Origin of the sequence: Kordia sp. SMS9 (assembly GCF_003352465.1) — a bacterium.
Lineage (GTDB): Bacteria > Bacteroidota > Bacteroidia > Flavobacteriales > Flavobacteriaceae > Kordia.
The window spans coordinates 586,857-607,152 of sequence record NZ_CP031153.1 but is presented as its reverse complement, the minus strand read 5'-3'; the positions used below and the strand labels follow the sequence as shown (position 1 = coordinate 607,152).

At 35.4% G+C, this 20,296-nt stretch carries 22 protein-coding genes; 12 read left to right on the top strand and 10 right to left on the bottom strand.

Going from position 1 to position 20,296, the window contains the following annotated elements:
- Positions 1-26: 26 nt before the first annotated feature.
- Complete coding sequence (locus tag KORDIASMS9_RS02785) at positions 27-1,376, bottom strand: NAD(P)/FAD-dependent oxidoreductase (protein ID WP_114901373.1); 1,350 nt, start codon at positions 1,374-1,376, stop codon at positions 27-29.
- A 280-nt stretch (positions 1,377-1,656) separates the two neighbouring features.
- Between KORDIASMS9_RS02785 and KORDIASMS9_RS02780 the strand changes: the two genes are divergently transcribed.
- From KORDIASMS9_RS02780 to KORDIASMS9_RS02725, 12 genes are all read left to right on the top strand, one after another.
- Entirely contained in the window at positions 1,657-2,373 is a 717-nt protein-coding gene (locus KORDIASMS9_RS02780) for a DUF547 domain-containing protein (RefSeq protein ID WP_114901372.1), read from the top strand.
- Positions 2,374-2,581: 208 nt separating this feature from the next.
- Positions 2,582-3,505, top strand: coding sequence for a hypothetical protein (locus KORDIASMS9_RS02775; protein WP_114901371.1), 924 nt, complete (start codon positions 2,582-2,584; stop codon positions 3,503-3,505).
- A gap of 36 nt (positions 3,506-3,541) precedes the next feature.
- On the top strand, positions 3,542-4,546 hold the full coding sequence (locus tag KORDIASMS9_RS02770) for a glycoside hydrolase (RefSeq protein WP_114901370.1): 1,005 nt from the start codon (positions 3,542-3,544) through the stop codon (positions 4,544-4,546).
- A complete protein-coding gene (locus KORDIASMS9_RS02765; RefSeq protein ID WP_114901369.1) occupies positions 4,543-5,298 on the top strand; it encodes a hypothetical protein in 756 nt (251 codons plus the stop codon). Before KORDIASMS9_RS02770 ends, KORDIASMS9_RS02765 begins: the two co-directional genes overlap by 4 nt.
- Positions 5,299-5,300: 2 nt before the next feature.
- A complete protein-coding gene (locus tag KORDIASMS9_RS02760) occupies positions 5,301-6,563 on the top strand; it encodes an outer membrane protein assembly factor (RefSeq protein ID WP_114901368.1) in 1,263 nt (420 codons plus the stop codon).
- Positions 6,564-6,696: 133 nt separating this feature from the next.
- The gene (locus KORDIASMS9_RS02755) at positions 6,697-7,575 is read left to right on the top strand and encodes an NgoPII family restriction endonuclease (protein ID WP_205318028.1); all 879 of its coding nucleotides are present in this window, start codon (positions 6,697-6,699) and stop codon (positions 7,573-7,575) included.
- A complete protein-coding gene (locus KORDIASMS9_RS02750) occupies positions 7,575-8,636 on the top strand; it encodes a DNA cytosine methyltransferase (protein WP_114901367.1) in 1,062 nt (353 codons plus the stop codon). The genes KORDIASMS9_RS02755 and KORDIASMS9_RS02750 overlap by 1 nt, the downstream gene beginning before the upstream one ends.
- Before the next feature lie 12 nt (positions 8,637-8,648).
- Positions 8,649-9,104, top strand: a complete 456-nt coding sequence (locus KORDIASMS9_RS02745) for a RidA family protein (protein WP_114901366.1) — start codon at positions 8,649-8,651, stop codon at positions 9,102-9,104.
- Positions 9,105-9,142: 38 nt separating this feature from the next.
- A complete protein-coding gene (locus tag KORDIASMS9_RS02740; protein WP_114901365.1) occupies positions 9,143-9,661 on the top strand; it encodes an NUDIX domain-containing protein in 519 nt (172 codons plus the stop codon).
- A 164-nt stretch (positions 9,662-9,825) separates the two neighbouring features.
- Positions 9,826-10,677 (top strand): TraB/GumN family protein, encoded by an 852-nt coding sequence (locus KORDIASMS9_RS02735; protein WP_114901364.1) that lies wholly within the window; start codon positions 9,826-9,828, stop codon positions 10,675-10,677.
- An 11-nt stretch (positions 10,678-10,688) separates the two neighbouring features.
- Positions 10,689-11,192: an RNA polymerase sigma factor gene (locus KORDIASMS9_RS02730; RefSeq protein ID WP_114901363.1), complete on the top strand. Its 504-nt coding sequence runs from the start codon at positions 10,689-10,691 to the stop codon at positions 11,190-11,192.
- Positions 11,182-11,805 (top strand): hypothetical protein, encoded by a 624-nt coding sequence (locus KORDIASMS9_RS02725; RefSeq protein WP_114901362.1) that lies wholly within the window; start codon positions 11,182-11,184, stop codon positions 11,803-11,805. Before KORDIASMS9_RS02730 ends, KORDIASMS9_RS02725 begins: the two co-directional genes overlap by 11 nt.
- A gap of 447 nt (positions 11,806-12,252) precedes the next feature.
- Here KORDIASMS9_RS02725 and KORDIASMS9_RS02720 read toward each other — a convergent pair whose 3' ends face one another.
- The 9 genes from KORDIASMS9_RS02720 to KORDIASMS9_RS02680 form a co-directional block, all read right to left on the bottom strand.
- Positions 12,253-13,029: a TIGR04283 family arsenosugar biosynthesis glycosyltransferase gene (locus KORDIASMS9_RS02720; protein WP_114901361.1), complete on the bottom strand. Its 777-nt coding sequence runs from the start codon at positions 13,027-13,029 to the stop codon at positions 12,253-12,255.
- A 41-nt stretch (positions 13,030-13,070) separates the two neighbouring features.
- On the bottom strand, positions 13,071-13,913 hold the full coding sequence (locus tag KORDIASMS9_RS02715; RefSeq protein WP_114901360.1) for a DUF547 domain-containing protein: 843 nt from the start codon (positions 13,911-13,913) through the stop codon (positions 13,071-13,073).
- Positions 13,914-13,917: 4 nt separating this feature from the next.
- Positions 13,918-14,799, bottom strand: coding sequence for a sterol desaturase family protein (locus KORDIASMS9_RS02710; protein WP_114901359.1), 882 nt, complete (start codon positions 14,797-14,799; stop codon positions 13,918-13,920).
- A gap of 345 nt (positions 14,800-15,144) precedes the next feature.
- Positions 15,145-16,113 (bottom strand): arsenosugar biosynthesis arsenite methyltransferase ArsM, encoded by a 969-nt coding sequence (gene arsM, locus KORDIASMS9_RS02705; protein WP_114901358.1) that lies wholly within the window; start codon positions 16,111-16,113, stop codon positions 15,145-15,147.
- Positions 16,114-16,251: 138 nt separating this feature from the next.
- Entirely contained in the window at positions 16,252-17,064 is an 813-nt protein-coding gene (locus tag KORDIASMS9_RS02700) for a purine-nucleoside phosphorylase (protein ID WP_114901357.1), read from the bottom strand.
- An 8-nt stretch (positions 17,065-17,072) separates the two neighbouring features.
- Entirely contained in the window at positions 17,073-17,657 is a 585-nt protein-coding gene (locus tag KORDIASMS9_RS02695) for a TIGR04282 family arsenosugar biosynthesis glycosyltransferase (protein WP_371412752.1), read from the bottom strand.
- Between the two features lie 26 nt (positions 17,658-17,683).
- Positions 17,684-18,205, bottom strand: a complete 522-nt coding sequence (locus KORDIASMS9_RS02690; RefSeq protein WP_114901355.1) for a rhodanese-like domain-containing protein — start codon at positions 18,203-18,205, stop codon at positions 17,684-17,686.
- Between the two features lie 300 nt (positions 18,206-18,505).
- Positions 18,506-19,561, bottom strand: coding sequence for an arsenosugar biosynthesis radical SAM (seleno)protein ArsS (arsS, locus tag KORDIASMS9_RS02685; RefSeq protein WP_114901354.1), 1,056 nt, complete (start codon positions 19,559-19,561; stop codon positions 18,506-18,508).
- A 113-nt stretch (positions 19,562-19,674) separates the two neighbouring features.
- Entirely contained in the window at positions 19,675-20,010 is a 336-nt protein-coding gene (locus KORDIASMS9_RS02680) for an arsenosugar biosynthesis-associated peroxidase-like protein (protein WP_007095315.1), read from the bottom strand.
- Between the last annotated feature and the right edge of the window lie 286 nt (positions 20,011-20,296).

Below are 20,296 nucleotides of genomic sequence, written 5' to 3'. Positions count from 1 at the left end.
TTGTTGCTGTAAGTGGTTATGACAGATTAAGAAAATTGAAAAATACGTTTCCAGCTTCTTTTCTTTAATTGAATATTGGTGTTGTGTTCTTGATTGAATTGTGCTACTATATCTTTTTCGTGCAATTTGTAAAATTCAGGATCAAAATTGGCGTCGGCTAAATGTTCTAAGACATATTCTACGGAACGTTTTTCTGTTAACCATTTGTCAAACGCATGATGGCGCATGCGAATGCCAAACGTATTGATTCCTAAGAAAAGATTGGTTTCTTTATGAAATGCAATCGTAATGCAAAGGTGTTCTTTTGGATGTTTCCAATGAAAATGTTGTTCGTATTCTGGTCGTCCGCGTTCGCCAAAAACCCATCCGTAGGTTTGGTATTCAATGTCTAAAAACTTAGCAGAATTGAACCAATGTCCAGGATTATATTCTTTCGGATTTCCACAAATAGTTTGCGCAACCGTTTCGCCCATCATGCGACCTGTGTACCAAACCGCTTCAATGGGTCTGCGATTGCCAATGGCTTCATGCTGTTCGGCACAATCGCCAATGGCATACACATCTTTTACGTTGGTTTTTAACATGCGATTCACCTTTACGCCACGACCAATTTCAATGTTAGAATCTTTTAAGAAATCTACATTTGGTGAAACACCTGCGGTCAATCCAACCACAGAACATTCAATTTCTTCGCCCGTTTCTTGGATGACGATCGACTTTACTTTTCCGTGTTCGTCTGCTTTGATTTCTTGTAAATTCACGCCTAAGCGTAAGTCAATATGATGTTCTTTTATATGTTCGTTTATCATTGCCGATTCGCCCGCAGGCAACACACCATTCCAAAAACTTTTTTCACGCACTAAGAAGGTTACAGGAATATCGCGACTTTGTAACATTTCTGCCAATTCAATTCCGATGAGTCCACCGCCGACAATGACCGCGCGTTTACACACTTTATTATTGGGTGCAAATTTCTCTAAATTTTCCAAATCTTGTTTGTGATACATGCCCATAACGCCATCCAAATCTTGTCCAGGCCAACCAAATTTGTTGGGTTTAGAACCTGTGGCGATGATGAGTTTGTCATATTTTAGCGTTTCTCCACTGGCAAAAACCAATTCTTTTGAAGTATCTTTTATGGTTTTAACGAAGCCTTTTTTCAGTTCGATACGATTCTTTTTCCAAAACCAATTTTCGTATGGTTGTGTGTGTTCAAACTTCATGTGTCCCATATAAATGTACATGAGCGCTGTACGCGAGAAGAAATATTCGGTCTCCGCAGAAATAATAGTAATGCGTTTGTCGGAGTTTTTTCGGATATGTCTGGCAGCCGTAACTCCAGAAATTCCGTTCCCTATAATGACAATGTGTTCCATAAATTGTGAATTGGTTATATTGATTCCTATTGGTGCTTAGGAATTGACTTATGTCGTGAGTTCTGTCGCTGTTAAAGTTAAGAACTTAACCAAGGTAAGGAATTTAGAATTATTATAAATTAAAACCTTTTTGTAAGGATTTTTAAAAAACTACAACTCGCTTTGTCTTTGAAAGTCAATTTGATGCGATTTGAATTTTTTTTCAGAAAGTTTGTAAGTTCTGAACCCTTTAGTGGACTTACCCAGCATTACAACTAAAAATTAATTATTAAAAATTGCTATGAAATCTAAAATCATCACACTTATTGTCTTCTGTGTTACTACGTTCGGATTTGCACAAAATATAGATACCTTTTTTGAAGATACCAATGCTTTTTTGGAAGCACATGTGAAGAATGGACGTGTCAATTATAAAGCGATCCAAAAGAATCCAGCACAACTAGAAAAGATTTTAACAGCGACCAATAGTATTAAGATTGATAAGAGTGATGCAGCAGCGTATCAAGCATTTTGGATTAATATCTACAATTTATCGGTTATTAAGGGAATTGTTGAAAAGTATCCTGTAAAATCACCGTTGGATATTAAAGGATTTTTCGATAAAACAACACATGCTGTTGGCGGAAAAAAAATCACACTCAACGATATAGAACATAAGTTGTTACGCGGACAGTTTGCTGATGCACGTTTTCACTTTGTGTTGGTGTGCGCAGGTTTGGGGTGTCCTCCAATCATCGCGGAAGCATATTTGCCAAACACTTTAGACGAACAGCTTGACAAGCAAACACGAATTGCCTTAAATAGTAATGATTTTATCAAAGTAAATACCAAGAAAAAGCGTGTACAACTTTCTGAAATTATGAAATGGTACAAAGAAGATTTTATCCAAAACGGAACTGAAATCGACTTTATCAATCAATATAGAGAAGAAAAAATTGCCAAAAAATCTAAAATCAGCTATTATCCTTACAACTGGAATTTGAATAAAACGAAATAGTTGAAAAATTTTAAATGCTAAATGTTGAATTATAAATTGTTTTCAATCGTCACTTCGAGTGATTTTCCCAAGAAAATTGTATCGAGAAGTACTTGGAAAACTAGACACTTCGACAGGCTCAGTGTGAACACATTGATACTTTGAGATGCTCAGTGTGAACATTAATATAGAAAAAAATTAAAAGAACCAATACTAAATTAAATCAAAAATGAACACTAAAAATTTATGGCTCACTGCGCTTGCAGTATTATGTGTAAGCTTCTCATTTGCACAAGATGAAGATGAGGATACTACTGATAATTTAACGAATATTCAAGAGTTTACACCTTCAAAATTATTGAAAAAAGGACAATGGGATATTAAGTTTTTCAACAGTATTTATACACAAACGGAAAGAACCGACGCAGGAAGTACTTCAGTCACGATTCCGAGAGAAACCTTTTTTACAAATACCACAGAAATTTACACAGGAATTAGTGAAAATCGCCGTGTCAACATCGGTTTTATTTTCCAAGTGCGTTCTAATACCTTTGGTGGTGCTGGCGCGTTAGATGTATTTAACTTTAGAGATAACGCAACTTCTAGAAGCGGATTTACAACCATTGCGCCGTCAATTCGTGTGCAACCGTTTAAGAGTTTATCAACGTTTTCATTTACAAGTTCTATCTACTTACCAATTTTTGCAGACAAAGCCAATGCGCCGTATTTAGACAAACGAAGTGTGTTTTGGGAAACCAAATTTTTCTATGACAAAACGTTCGGACAAGACAAATGGCAGTTATTTACACAAGCTGATTTCGGATTCAATTTTGGAGAAAAAGCAGAAGATGCTAATCCAAATGATTCTAACGTAGGCGAACGTTTTGCAAATAACAGTTTATTCATGCCACTTGCTGTATTTTTAAGCTACTTTCCATCGCCAAAATCTACTGTTTATGTAAATACAAAACAGGCATTTTTAATAGATTTAGGAAACGATTTTTCGCAAAATTCTACTTCGTTAGGAATTGGAACAAAATATCAATTGACAAGTGTGTTAAACGTAGAAGCTTCTTTTGACAAGTTTGTTCGGGGAAGTAATTTTCAAGGACTAGGACAAACTTTTAGCATAGGTTTAAGAGCACTTTTTTAAGAATATACTTATTTTAGGAGTCTAAAACAATCAACTATGAAATGTAGGCTCCTTTGCATATTTTTTGGCCTGTTGCAACTTTCTTGTACTAGTCAAACCAAAAAAATAAATGGTGTAAGTTTTGTCGCTGCATCACAACCTGCGAATCAAACGCATGTAGATCCTGTAATTAGTGTAAACGCAAATTACGCGGCAATTATGCCTTTTGGTTTTATGCGAAAATTGAATACTACGGATGTCATTCATAACACAGACCGACAATGGTTTGGCGAAACGCGAAAAGGAGCAAAGCAATATTCGGAATTGTTGCAAAAGAACAACATTAAAATCATGATCAAACCGCAAATTTGGGTTTGGAATGGTGAATTTACAGGTTTTATTGAAATGGAATCTGAGGAAGATTGGAAAGCGTTTGAAAAATCATATGAAAGTTTTATTCTGGAATATGCAAGTTTGGCAGAAGAGCTCAAAGCAGAAATGTACTGCATTGGCACGGAATTGCACAAGTTTGTAGCAGCGCGACCGGCTTTTTGGAAGGAACTCATCACGAAAGTGAAAAAAGTATACAAAGGAAAATTGACCTATGCAGAAAATTGGGATTCGTTTGACAAGGTACCGTTTTGGGAAGCCTTAGATTTTATAGGAATTGACGCGTATTTTCCGTTAAGTGAAGAAAAAATTCCTTCGTTAGAAAATTTGCAAAAAGGTTGGCAATCGCACAAACAGAAAATCGTAAGCTTGTCTGAAAAGTTACAGCGAAAAATACTCTTCACTGAATACGGATATCGCAGTATGGAATATACTGGCAAAGAACCTTGGGATTCTAGCAGAAGCGGAAAAGTACTCAATTTAAAAGCACAGGAAATTGCGTTGCAAGCGTTGTACAATGAATTTTGGAAAGAAGAATGGTTTGCGGGCGGATTTATCTGGAAATGGTTTATAAACGATGAAAAAGTAGGTGGCTTGGAAAACAATCAATTTACACCACAAAACAAGCCTGCGGAGGCAATTGTCCGTGAAAATTATAAAAAACACGAATGAACAAACTAAAAATACTTCTATATCTCACGGTATTTTCAACGATACTTTCCTGTCAATCAGATGATACAGTTGAAGCTATTAGGATAGAAAATACGGCGAAACTATCAGATATCATTGCGAATAGAACTATTGAAAACGGTGCGGTCATTGCTTGTGCGGCAAGTGATACTTCCAATACAGCTATTGTAAATATTTTTTATTATTTGGAAGAAGGCGCAACGAATGTGCAGTTTTTTGAAACCAATACCGCAGATGTTGACGCAAACGATTATAGTAACTATCGAAAGTTAGATTTGCCATCAACAGCACTTTTTGAAGGATTCATCTATCAATTTACACGACCTTTTGCACAGGAACAATGGATTATCATTGCATTTGAGTTGGATGGTGAAGTGAAGCTCTCCAATCCGATTCGTACAAAAAATATAACAAAACCAACTGTTTGGACAGATGTAGTGACGGTGGATCATGAAGTGTCTAAAATGCCAAAATTTTTGTGGGAACACAATGCCAATGGCGATAATGCTATTTATTTTCAAATTGTTTCTACTGTTGATGATGGTTTACTTTCCGGAACGTACACGTTTGAAAACCAATTTCAATACTACAACACATCCAACGTAGTTTTAAATATTTCTGAGGAAAATCCGCTCGAATTAACGGTTGACAATCCGTATAAATTCACATTAATGGACGTAAGCGAAGATAATTGGGTAAATACAGTAATTCAGAGTATATTTATAGCTGAATAGCTATGAAAAAAATACTTCTTTTTATTACGTTTTTCTTGATGGTCTTTAGCGGAATTGCACAAGATAAGATTGTGTATGATGTAAAATTTCAAGGACAAAAAAAGAACAAAGTCGGGTTTTTAAGAAACTATGTCAGTGTCCGAAACGGTGATACTTTAGATTCACTTCAGTTGGACAAAGATGTTATTCTTTTGAAGCGATTGGCGGGAGTTTCACATGCGTACTATCAAATTTTCTATTCGCATGACAATCTGTATAATGTCTATTTTAATATTGAAGAAAACTTCACGCTCATTCCCAATGTCAATATTTGGACAACAACCAATCAGCAATTTGCCTATAAAGTAGGTTTGTATGATTATAATTTTTTGGGAAGAAACATCGCTTTTGGCGGATTTTATCAGAACAACGGATTTGACTCATACGGAATCAATTTGCGTGCGCCGAATTTAATTACACGAAACTTCGGACTCGCCATCAATCACCAAAACTGGACGAGTGAAGAGCCATTGTTTTTTGACAACGGTTCGGCAAATTACAAATACAGCAACACGTCGTTTGAAGTATTGGCGTTGTATCAAATCAACTTTAAAAACTTATTGCAATTCGGAATCAACATATTCAAAGAAGAATACAGTTACTTAAATGGATTGACTTCTACTGTCATTCCGCAAAGTCTCTCGCTAGACAAGCAAATGCTCAAATTTGTCTATGAATACGATGATTTAGATTATGATTATCAATATGTAGAAGGCATCAAAAACACGTTATATTTACAATATGTGACCACTGAAAATGATTTTCAAGACAATTTCTTAATTGGTTGGAGCGACTTTTTATATTTTAAACGCATTGGCGAAAAAGGAAACTGGGCAAATCGTTTTCGTTTTGGTCTTTCCTCCAATGATGACAGTCCATTTGCACCATTTTCAGTAGATAATAATTTAAACATTCGAGGTGTTGGAAACATCATTGATCGCGGAACAGGAAGTATTGTATTAAACTCTGAATATCGTTATACACTGTATGAAAAAGGTTGGTTTATTCTACAAGGAAACGGATTCATTGATGCAGGAACGTGGCGAAATCCAGGCGGAGACTTTGGCGATTTCGTAGACAGTCAAAACTTTAGAATCTATCCTGGAGTTGGTTTACGATTCATACACAAGCGCATCTTCAACGCTATTTTCCGAATAGATTACGGCTACGGAATTACTAAAAATGCAAGTCGCGGAATCGTCTTTGGAATTGGGCAGTATTTTTAATTAGCTACTTTTTTATTCCTGCGTAGGCAGGAATCTCATCCTGTTTACTCTGTCATTTCTGCGCAGGCAGGAATCTCTATTTTTGAATACTGAATCTTCATTTACGTTTTATATTTGTTTATAATTAATTGGAGTGGTTGAAAAAGGTAAGTTCGAAATTTTTATTTTTGTTACTATGACAAATATTTTGATTGCAATAAAAAATTTGGTAGAAAACCCTGTAATAGATATAAAATCTTATTATCAAGGAAGAAATAGAGCAAATAGCGTTGGGGGTGCTTTAGAAACTTATATTAAAGATATATTTGCAAATACAATTAATAGTAGTGAAGGAGAAAGTCTCACAGAGTATGAAAAACACTTCTCATATTTAGGAAATCAGAATAATCCTCCAGATTTGATGATTAAGAATGGAGATGCTATCGAAGTTAAAAAGATTCAGAGTCCAGGTAGTACTTTGGCATTGAATAGTTCTTTCCCTAAAGCTAAATTATATTCAGATAGTCCAATGATAACAAAATCATGTAGAGATTGTGAAGATTGGAAAGTAAAAGATATTATTTATGCAGTAGGTTATACTAGTGATGATAAGATAAACTGGTTATGGTTGGTATATGGAGATTGTTATGCCGCGGACAAATCTATTTATCAAAGAATAAAAAATAAAATAACTGAAGGTATAACTGAAATTAGCGATGTTGAATTTACAGAAACAAAAGAGTTAGGTAAAGTTAAGAAAGTTGATCCTTTGGGAATTACTGATTTAAGAATAAGAGGTATGTGGCATATTGCTAATCCAAATAAGGTTTTCCAATATATAAATGACAATGAAGGTGCTGCATTTAAACTAAGGGTGTTAATGACTCGTGATAAGTTTAATTCATTTTCAAAAATAGATCGAGAAAATTTAGAATCTTTAAAGCAAGTAAAGATGAAATCGGTTAAGATTAAAAACCCTAACAATACAGCAAAATTGTTGGATTCCATACTAATAAAATATAATATTAAATAATGAATATAATTTCTTTTTTTGCAGGTGCAGGTGGACTTGACCTTGGTTTTGAAAAAGCTGGATTCAATGTGACATGGGCAAATGAATACGACAAAGAGATATGGGAAACGTATGAGAAAAATCATCCAAACACTTTTTTAGATAGGAGAAGTATGCGTAATATTTCGGTTTCTGAAATCCCAGATAATCCTATTGGAATTATTGGAGGACCTCCTTGTCAGAGTTGGAGTGAAGCAGGAGCATTGAGAGGAATTAAAGATAAAAGAGGACAACTTTTTTTTAATTTTATTGAAGTCTTAGAAGATAAACAACCTTTATTTTTTTTAGCTGAAAATGTGTCAGGAATGTTACTTCCTAGGCATAATGATGCTTTAAAAAATATTAAAGAAATGTTCAAAAGTGCTGGTGTTGGATATGATTTATCATTTGAATTATTGAATGCTTCGGACTATGGAGTTCCTCAAGATAGAAAAAGAGTTTTTTTTATAGGTTTTAGAAAAGATTTAAAAATCAATTTTAAGTTTCCTGAAAAATTTTCACAAAAAATATCATTAAAAGAAAGAATTAGTGATTTAAAAGATTCAGTTTTAGCCGCCAAGGAAAAGAATTATACAAATGGAAATAGTTGCCTAGTACCTAATAATGAGTATATGGTTGGAAGTTTTTCAACGATATTTATGTCTCGAAATAGAGTAAGAAGTTGGGATGAACAATCTTTCACTATTCAAGCAGGAGGAAGGCATGCTCCTATTCATCCTCAAGCACCCAAAATGAAATTTATAGAAAAAAATATTAGGATTTTTGTGCCTGGTAAAGAGCATTTATATAGACGTTTAAGTGTTCGAGAATGTGCTCGAATACAAACTTTTCCTGATGATTTCATATTTGTTTATAACAAAGTAGCAGCTGGGTATAAAATGATAGGAAATGCAGTTCCAGTTAATCTAGCTTATGAATTGGCAAAGCAAATAAAACTTCATCTAGAATCTAAAGGGATTAATGATTACATTCAAGTTAAAAAAGATTCTTTAAAGTCAAAGAAAGAGACACTCAAAGTCTGAAAATCAAACACCATGAAAACCATCTTTTCTCTTTGCGTAGTATTTTTACTATGCTTCACCAGTTGTCAAACGTCAAACGAAACCAAAACAACGGATGTCAAATTCCACAAATCACACTTGCCACAACGACAAAACACACCATTTAGCGCCGCAGTAGAAACGGAAAATTTACTCTTCTTAGCTGGACAAATAGGGAAAGATCATACCAAAGGAATGTTGGTCGAAGGCGGAATTAAAGCGGAAACCAAACAAGCCATTGAAAACATAAAAGCGGTTTTAGCACAACACAATTCTTCGTTAGATCGTGTGGTAAAATGCACGGTAATTCTAGCAGACATCAACGATTTTAAAGATTTTAATAGTGTGTATGTACAATACTTTCCAAACAAACCTGCACGGACAACTTTTGCGGCTGGCGGACTCGCTATTGGTGCAAAAATTGAAATTGACGTCATTGCGGCGAAATAATATCACTTTTCAATATTTATTAAAAAGCAGTCATTTTCATGGAAGAATGGGATATTTACGACAAGTATCGAATCAAAAAAGGTAAAGTTGTTACGCGTGGCGATACGTTGAATGCTGATGAATTTCATTTGGTGATTCACGTAGCAATTATCAATTCCAACAATCAATTGCTCATTCAACAGCGACAACCATTTAAAAAAGGCTGGCCAAATTTATGGGATATTACCGTTGGAGGAACAGCGCAAGCTGGTGAAACTTCTCAACAAGCCGCAGAAAGAGAATTGTTTGAAGAATTAGGGTATGCATTTGATTTTACAACTATCAGACCTCATTTCACCATCAACTTTCAAAGAGGATTTGACGATTATTATATTCTAAAAGCTGAGGTAGATCTTACAAAATTAACACTGCAAGAAACTGAAGTGCAAAATGTAAAATGGGCTTATAAAGACGAGATAGTTACGCTCATTCAATCGAAACAGTTTATTCCGTATCACTTTAGTGTTATTGATATGATTTTTGATATGAAAGATCAGCTTGGTATATTTTCAAGTTGATTAAGAGTGTTTTAAAATATTTTATAATGCAGGCAATCAGTTAATTAAAAATAAAAATATTTTTTTTGTAACATATTTTCAAAGTTGCTACTTACGGAGCAAATAGATATAAATTGAAAGAAAATCTATTCAGCTGAAAAATTTCTTGTATAAAAAACAACATCATGAAAAAAATTATTGCACTCTGTTGCTTCATCGTAAGCAGTTTTACAATCAACGCACAAGATCAAAAACTTGAAAATTCTGTTCTGTGGAAAATTGAACACAAAGACCTTGAAAAACCTTCGTATTTGCTGGGAACGATTCATATTCTGTGCAAAGATGATTTTGCCATTCCTGCAAAGGTGACCAATGCGTTTAAAGAAACAGAAAATTTAGTGTTAGAAGTTGACATGTCGGACACAAAAGCATTAATGGCAGCTCAAAAAAAGATGATGTCTGGCGGAAAATTAACGGAAGAATTGTCAAAAGAGCAGCAAACATTTCTCGATAATTTACTGAAAAAAGAACTAAACATGTCACTGCAAATGGTGAATAGTTATACCTTAATGACAGTGTATACGCTGTTGATTCAGCAAAGTTATAATTGTCCTATTAAAAAAATGTATGAAGTAGAATTGACAAGTCTTGCAAAAGCAAATAATAAAAAAGTAGCCGGATTGGAAACCTTGGACGGTCAATTGGATTTTTTTGCGAAAGCATATCCAAAAGACTTTTTATGGCAGCAAGTAAAACTGTTCTCTGAATACAAAACAATGATGCAAGACATGGTAACATCGTACAAGAATGAAGAAATTGGCAAGCTCCATAACGATATGAAAGACGAACGTTTTTTTAACAAAAATGCGGAATATTGGATGTTGACCGTTCGCAACAATAATTGGGCGAAACTGATGCCAGAACTTATGAAAAAACAATCCAATTTATTTGCCGTGGGCGCAGCACATTTGCCAGGAGAAAACGGCGTAATTGCATTACTTCAAAAACAAGGATTTACGGTGACACCTGTATTTTAAAGCATCAACCATTGGAACTCACAGAACACGAATTTCTTACTAAAATTACCACACACAAAGGTATTTTGCACAAGGTCTCTCGCATGTATTTTGAAGATGCGAACGATCGTGAAGACTTGGTACAAGAAATTATTTTGCAACTGTGGAAATCGCTCAAATCGTTCAATGGAAATAGTCAATTTTCAAGCTGGATGTATCGCGTAGCATTGAATACAGCAATTGTATTTTTTAAGAAAGAAAAGCGCAAGCCAGATACTTATAAAATGCCTGAACATGTGCAATTGGCGCATGAAGAATATTCGGATGAAAAGGAAGAACAACTGGCAATTTTTTACAAAGCTGTGCAGCAATTAAATAAAATTGAAAAAGCGCTGATCTTTCAGTTTATCGAAGGATTTTCAGGAGAAGAAATGGCGAAAAACTTAGGAATGTCGCCTGTAAATGTTCGCGTAAAGCTCAATAGAACGAAGAAAAAATTAAAAGAAATTATAAAAACACAACATCATGGATTTTGATAAAATAAAAGAATTGATGGATGACGAAAATCAAGACGATTTACAACTGCCAACAAGTTTAGAAAACCTCAAAAAAAGTCAAATGCCAATTGCTCAAATTCGCAAAACGATGAAAGGAGAAATTGCGATTCAATTGGTTGCTTTTATTGTTTTCTTTTGCTATCCATTTATCATTAAAATGTACGAATTGCCACGTGCGACCTACCTTATTTGTATGTTTCTAACGTTTATTATGACGCTTGGATATTTAGCAAAAATGGTTTGGTTTCTGCGAAGAACGTCTAATATAACTCAGCAAACCAAAGAAACTATATTGCGTTTTATTTACGACATTAAACTCACCATGGAAGTGTATAAATCAGGAATTATTGCGGGTTCGTTAGTATTACCAATTCCTATCGCAGCCTTGTTTATGGGCTCTGTTCGTAATGATGTCGATCGTTTTTCAGAATGGTTTTTATTACAAATGCCAACTAGCACGTTGATTTTAGTGATTTTAGGATACTTGGTGTGCGGATTACTAATTTACTACATTACGGTACTTTGGACAGATAAATTGTATGGCGTACACGTACGAAAGTTAGAAGAGATTTTGGAACAGTTTGAAGAATGATTGTTAGATACGCTGCGCTTTTAGACACGCGATTGCTTTTTGAACTTTTTACAATGAAATTATCTAACAATCTAAGAGATTTTTGCTAAGTGGAAAAAGTCTAAACCCAAAGTGCGTCTACATTCGTGCATTCGTGGTAAAAAGCTGTGAGTATTTAGCGTTTTTCAAAGAAAACTTTTTAATTATTAAAGAAACAGATTGCCACGTCGTTATGCTCCTCAAGGACGTTTCTAATACTTCTTTCTAATATTGTCTAAGAAGCCTAAACCCAAAGTTTCTAAAGTCGAACTTTTTGATAGAGAATTTAAAAACGATTAGCTTATTTTATGAAAAATCCAAATAACACATACAAATATGAAACAAACAGATTGCCACGAATTTTTCTGAAATTTTTGCACAGACGTATCGAACATGTCTAAAATCTAACAGCGAAGCGCGTCTAACTATCTAAGAAGCTATATGTTTTTGATAATACGCGTACAATTCTTGTGGAGTAGCACCTTTAGATTTTTTGACGTGAATCATGGCGAAATGATATTGTAATTTCCAGGTGCCATTGGTTTTGTATTTTCTGGCAGAAGTTTTCACGCTTTTGGGAATGATAGTAAACTGTTTCTGCGCATACAACCGATTGATAAATTCGCAATCTTCATAAATAATATATGATTCGTCAAAACCATTTAATTCGTCAAAAAGTGATTTAGAAATGTATAAAGATTGGTCGCCACCACGACACCAACTGAGATTGAAACGTGTAAAAAACTGTGAAACGAGCAACACAGGATGCCACGAATTAAATTTCATGCGAAAACAGCCAGCTTCGTTTCCGTTGTTGATTTCTTGTAGAATAAATTCATCAAAATGTTGTGGAGGAAACGTGTCTGCATGCAGAAAATACAAGGTGTCTCCAGTTGCTTTCTGCGCGCCAAAATTCATCTGTTTGGCACGTCCTTTTTTAGATTCAAAAAGTTGAATGTACACGGCAAAATCTTCGTTTCCAAACAACTGATCTACACATCTTTTTCGATGTTCATTTTGAGTTCTGTTGAATTTTGAGATGAAGTTGGAAACAAGTTCAACCGTTTCGTCCGAACTTCCGCCATCAACCAAAAGTATTTCATGATGTTTATATTTCATGCGATCCAACAACGTTTCCAGCAACGAAACAATGGTATTTGCTTCGTTGAAAATTGGAACGATGATGGAAATTTTGTTTGCTGTCATTGCTTTGTATACGAAACTGTCTTGATGGTTTTATTGAAAATCTATTCGTTCAAACGCCAATCGTAGTCTTTATAATCAATATTGGCGTCTGCGTTTATTTTGATGGGACTGTACAAATTTAAAAAATCGATCAGCGAACCCTTTTGTTTAAAATCTTTTGAAAACCACTTAAAAATCTTAGAGATTTCCAGTTGATTTTTGGTGATGGTATTTCGTTTTGAATCCGCCAAAAATGCTTTGGTAACTTGCGTTAATTGCGATTCCATTTTGTTTGCCGTAAATGCTTCATTCAATAATGGAGGACAGGAAAACGAAGCGCAATTGATGGCAAAATGAATTCTTGGTTCGTTCATTTTACGTAAAATGTCATGCTCAATTTCATCTAAATTATACGCTCTTCCTTCAATTGTCCAGCGTCGTTGTTTCCAAGGATTTCGAATTTCTTTGATGCCTTTTCTTGCAGGATAACTATCCAAAATCAAATCAACGGTCATCACATTATACGCATTGATCCAATACGCCAAAGTTTCGTTTCTAGACCAGTCTTTCGTAGGTTTTTGTGCTCCCAACTGATCAATATACATCAATACCTTTTGGCGATCTTCTTTCAATCCTACATAATTTACCTTTCCGTCGTCAGACACATATTTTTGAAGCAGATTGTGCCACGCTGTATGATTGGATTTTGAAATGGATTTACTAGAAACAAACTTTGCATTCTTTTTAAAATTGATACTATCTTTTTCCGCAATTTCATCAAATTTCTTCTGAATAGAATCTAATATAGTGAACACCGTTTCTGGAGTTTTTTTAGTAGATTTTTGCTGCGTTCCACAAGAAATGAAACAAATTGTTATCACAATTGTACTTATAATTTGTCGCATAGTGTTAATCTTTTTTTAGTTTGATAGGATAGATTTCTTGTTGTAGAAAATCTTGCGGAAAGGTTTCGTCATTTGCAAAACCTAGTTCAATATCGCGCCCGCTTTTTGGAATATAATTTGTTCTGAAAAGATAATCCCAAATGCTTAACGTAAGACCGAAATTGACACCGTATTTTCTAGGCAATTTCTTGCTGTGATGCCAAATATGCATCTTCGGATTGTTGAAAATATATTTTAAAAAACCATAATCCCAACCCAAATTGGCATGATTCAAATGACCAACAGAAATGGTAAAGAAATATACAAACGCAACATTTTGAACACTAAATCCACCAATAAGCGCAATCGGAATGTAAAGCAACGATTTGTACACAACCGTTTCCATCCAATGATAGCGTAAATGTGCGGCAAAGCCCATTTCTTTTACGGAATGATGCACTTTGTGAAAGTTCCACAAAAAGTCAACTCTGTGCAACAAACGATGTGTATTCCATTGCACAAAATCAGAAACGACAAAGAAAATCAACAAGCCAGCCCAAGCTGGAAGCGCGCTCACATTGAACAATTGTATGCTTTCTATCGAAAGTCCGATTACACCTAAAATATCATTAAAAAACGCCGCGGTTGTGTTGGAAAGTGCTGTAAAAAGAATCAAATTAAAAATGAAGAAGTTGAAAAACATGTAAAACGTATCCAACCAAAAATCTTTGCGAAAAATAGCTTGATTTTTTCGCCAAGGAAATAAGATTTCCAATATCCAAACGATCAAAGAAATTGCGATTAAGCCGTAAAAATAGTTTTCAATTTCTCTAAAATAAATCAAGTTCAAAAAGTAATTCCAATACTCGCTGTATGATTTTAGAAAGATATCAAGATAGTTTTCCATAGCTTACAAATTTACGTATTCTTTTCCGTTTCTATTGAGCTTGCTTTTTCGTTCGTTTGGTAACTCAAACTTCGCAAAAAAACCTAAGGAATCGGTCGTGTTTTTTGTAGCGACCTTTCAAAAAATAAAAAAACACCACAGTTCAATTCGTAAACTGTGGTGTTTATATAGTTTGCGTTCATAGAGAACGTTTAGATTTGTTTTACAAGTTTTTGTGAAAATTCATGGCAATCTCATGCTTCAAATAACGAAACTGCTTATGATAAACAGATTACCGCGCTATCGCTCGTAATGATGACGTTTCAAAGTACTTCTCAATACTAACATCTCAATACTCAATACTTTTTAACAACATCCACCACCATCATAATGATAGGTAGATTCTGAAATGAAAATATCGTCGCGTCCTAAATCGGCCAACGCTTGTGCAGTTTTGTCACAAATCGCAATCGGCTGATTTTTCAATAAAATATGTCCTTTTTCATCGTCAAAGTAATCTTCTGTACCAAAGTAAATTGCCGCTTTTCCTGTAAAAATACACGGTCCGTCCGCTGGCATTGGATCTTTGATGGCTGCCACTTCAATAGATTCGATGTAGATTAATTCGTCTGTTGGATAGTTTTTTGGATCTAAAATTCTGTATGGTTTTCTAGCGCGAATTTCAATGGTTCCAAAACCTGCGTCTGTCAACATTTTTACATATTCTGCAATTGGCAAGCTTCCACTTAAACATAAAGCGCGTAAGCGTTCGTCGTTACGTAAGGTTTCGTTCATCGGTTGTTCACACGTTGGATCACTCATGACGAGTTTTCCATGTGGTTTGAGTACACGATACATTTCTGCAATCGCTTTCTTTAAATCGTCTGTTTTAAAGATGTTGAACAAGCAGTTTTGCGCTGCTACATCTATACTATTATCATCCACAGGCAAGTTGAGCGCATCGCCTTTTCGCAAGTCTACAAACTCACTTTTAAACCAATCGTTTTGTGCTTCGGCTTCTGTAAAGTTTTTACGAGATGCTTCTAACATTTCATCTACGACATCCAATCCAATCACGCCACCTTTTTGGCGATTGAAATATGAAAATTGCAATAATTCCATTCCGCCACCAACGCCAACATATAACATCGTTGGATTGTTGGTTAAATCGCGCGCATGCACTGTACTTCCGCATCCATAATTCATTTCCTGCATGATTTTCGGAATTTTTAACCCTGGCAATTCCCAAATTGGGTTTGTAGTGCAACACAGTCCAACGTCTGGCGTTAAGGCTGCTTCTTTATATACGTCGTGTGTAGTGTCTAAATAACTCATTTTTTTGTTTTTTTAGCTTCTAGCTGTTTGCTTTGGGGTGGTCTTCGAGTGCCTCAGACCACGCTTTTTAACTTCTCAATACTCAATACTAATTTCTCAATACTAACCTCTCAATACTCATAACTTCATACTGACATCTTACAACGTTTTGATCAGTTCACTAAAAAGAGTAATCATTTTTGGTTCGGCTTTTCCAGCGACTGCAATGATGTCCGCAATGTCTACAGGTGCTAAGTTATCAGGATCGCATTCGTCTGTCAACACCGAAACTGCCAAACACGGCACGTTTAAGTGATTGGCAACAATAACTTCGGGAACGGTACTCATTCCCACGGCATCTGCACCAATGATTTTTAACATTCGGTATTCGGCACGTGTTTCTAATTGCGGCCCCACAACACTTGCGTAAACCCCTTTTTGAATGTCAATATTGTGATTTGCGGCAATGTTCTCCACGGTTGCAATCATGTCTGCATCGTACGGAGCGCTCATGTCTGCAAAACGTTCTCCAAATTCGCTCACACCTTTAAAAGCCAATGGCGATCCACCTTGCAAGTTGATGTGATCGTCAATGATCATGATGTCGCCTTTTTTGTAATTGAGATTGATGGCACCTGCGGCATTAGACACTAGGAGTTTTTGAATTCCGAGTTTGTGCATGATGCGAATCGGGTAGGTGATGTCGATAAAATCATAGCCTTCATATAAATGAAAACGTCCTTGCATTACGACTACTTTTTTTCCTGCCAAGTTTCCAAAGACAAGCTTTCCCGTATGGAATTCTACTGTTGCCAATGGAAAGTAAGGAATATTGTTATAATGGGCTTCTGCGATGATTTCGATATCGTCTATGAGTTTTCCCAAACCTGTTCCTAGAACGATGCCAATTTCAGGATTGTCAAATCCTTTTTTTTGTAAATATTCGGTGGTTTCTGCGATGTGTTTTAACATAAATATATTTATGAAGTGTATTTTTTAAAAGTTTCGTAAGGTAGTAAATCTTCTGCGTAATCTATATCGTTTAGCGTTTCTAACAACTGTATTTTTTGTGAATCTAACTCTTTTAAGGTGTCTGCCAATACGGTTTCCGTTCCCCAAGCTTTTGGTGCAAACGCTTTTTCGTGCAGTGTTTTCATTCCCAATAAATAGTATCCGCCATCTTTTGCAGGTCCGATGACAACATCATTAGTGTCTAAAGCATCAATGGCTTCTTGAATGTGTGTTGGGCGCAAATCGTATAAATCGCTTCCAATGATAATGACTTTTTCATAATTATTTTGAAAAGCATCTTTGAATGAATTTAACATTCGTGCGCCTAAATCGTCTCCAATTTGTGCTTTTTTTTGATAGATTTTATCATTCCACAAATCATTTTTTCGCACTGCGACAGAATACCATACACATTTGTCTACGTCTATTTGTTGCAGTACACTTTTGGTATGTTCTAAAAGTTGAATATATACTTCCAATGCGGCTTTTTCACCAATGCCTTTTGCCAAGCGACTTTTTACTTTTCCCAATTCGGGATTTCGTGTAAACGTCATAAGTAACGTGTTGCTTTTATGCATGTTTATGATTTGTCTTTGTTGGATTTTTTCTTGTCGAAAATTTTCACGCCTTTTTTTAGCCAAATGCTCCAATCTTCATTGAACGTGTGTATGTTTTCGGTCGTTTCTCCTTTGTTGTCTACCACAGTCTGATCTTGATTTTTCCATTCAAAAATACCCCCATAAAGATTGTACACGTTTTTGTAGCCTGCTTTTTGTAGTTTTTCGCCAACATCTTCTGAGCGAATTCCCAAAGAACAATAAACAACAATTGGCGTGTTTTTATCTTTAGGCAATAGTTTTTTTACTTTTTTCAGTTTGAATTTATCATAGCCAACACACACCGCATTTTCAATATGGCTGGTTTCATATTCTACTTTTTCGCGACTGTCTAAGAGAACGATGTTTTCCTTTTGAAGCAATTCTGAAACCGTGATGTAGGGAACAGATGCTTTGTTTTCTTTTTGCAAGAGACTGTCGAGTGCGGTTTGGCTATTCGCGAAAGCGACACCTAGAAAAGTTAGTATGTAAAGAATGTTTTTCATTTAATATAAATTTAATTCTTTCAAAGAAAAATTGAAATACTCAAAGTAATCATTTGTTTCATAGCTCAATTTTCAGTTTTTTATTTTCGTTTTCTTTGCCTTCCCAAAGAATACTGAATCAAGTTCAGCACAGGCGTCAACAAAAGAAAGGGAATTTTTCCAGAGGTGTTTGTAGTTTTTCTGTTATTGAAAAACTACAACCGCAATAATTTTTCTAAATTTTTTCCAAGGCTTCAAAAATTTTTAACGAAAAATCATTGCGACACTGCGGAAAAGCTATCATACCAAATTTTGTATATTTTAAGCAACACTTCCTTGACAACTGCTTCCTGCGCCAGCGGTGCAACCATAACAGTGTTGAGAGATGATGATGTTTCTGTTTTGTAATAGTTCTTCGTTGTATTCTGAAATGTGTTTTACCTTGCTTGCTACTTTTAAATCGAGCATTTGGTTGAAATCGCAATCGTACAACCAACCGTCCCAACTTACGGAAATGGTATTGGTGCACATGACATTTGTCACCGCGCCCGGATTGAACGCTTCCACCAAAGAGTACATATAATCTTCATAGTTTTCAGAAGCAATAAGGTAATCCAAAAAACGACTGATCGGCAAGTTAGTAATGGCAAATAGGTTGTGAAATTGAATGCCGAAATCGTCGAATAAGGCTTTTTTGAAATCTTTTTCCATCGCTGTTTGATCTCCCGGTAAAAACGCTCCTGACGGATTGTATACCAAGTCTAATCGCAAATCGCTATCGGGCATTCCGTAGCCAACTGCGTTGAGTTCTTGTAAGGCTTTGATAGATTTGTCAAAAACACCGTCGCCACGTTGTTTGTCCGTTTTTCCACGTGTCCAGTGCGGCATGGAAGAAACGACATGTACATTGTGTTTTTTGAAGAATTCTGGCAAATCGTAGTATTTTTTGTTCGCACGAATGATCGTAAGATTTGATCGTACAATAAAATCTTTCACACCAATTTTAGACGCTTCTTCTACAAACCAACGAAAGTGTGGATTCATTTCGGGTGCGCCACCTGTTAAATCGAGCGTATGTGCGCCCGTTTTTTCAATGACATCCAAACATTGTTGCATGGTTTCACGCGTCATGATTTCCTTTCGGTCGGGACCTGCATCTACATGACAATGCGAACAGACTTGATTGCACATATACCCAACATTGATTTGTAAGATTTCAATTTTTTTGGGCTTTAGGGGAAATTGATTTGTTTCTTTTATTTTGTTGGCAAACGTTGGCAATTCGCCACTTTGAAAGATTCCGTTAGACAGAATTTCCAGTTGTCGTTTTGTACTTGCAAGTTCACTTTCTCTTTTTTGTAGGGACTTTGTCGCCATGTATATGTTTTGTGTTTCGTTTCTAAATTATATACGTAATTCAGAGTATTTGAGTTTCAAAGATCCTTCGACGGTGCTCAGGATGATTTTTATAATTTTTGAAATTATAAAAATCACATTTCCAATTTATTTACTTTGTTCATCATTTGCACACCATGCACTAATGTTGCACCACTTTTGATGGCGGCACCAACGTGAATGGCTTCCATCATTTCTTCTTTTGTGATTCCGCGTTGCAAACCGTCTTGTGAATAGGCATCAATGCAATACGGACATTGCTCGGTATGTGCTACTGCTAAAGCGATGAGTGATTTTTCGCGAGGTGTGAGCGCGCCTTCTTCAAACACTTTTCCGTAGTATTCAAAGAATTTGTTTCCCAATTCTTCACTCCATTCAGTAATGGATCCGAATTTTTTTAAGTCTCTTGGGTTGTAGTATGATTTGTCCATGCTTCGTTCTTATTTTTCATTTGAGATTTGCTAAAATACGCAAAAACAAACATTCTATAATGAGACGAGATTTTTTTCAAAACTTTACAAGCGAAGTGAAGATATTTTAAAAATCCCAAGCGGACACTTGGGATTTTCGAAAGTTCATTGAGTTTATGCATCTAACTATCTATGAATGACTACAACCTCTATTCAGAAATATACATAAATTGTATGTGAACTTTCAGCAAATAAAAGTACATGCTTCTGAATAGGAATCCTCTAGGGAATACCTTAAAAATAAAAG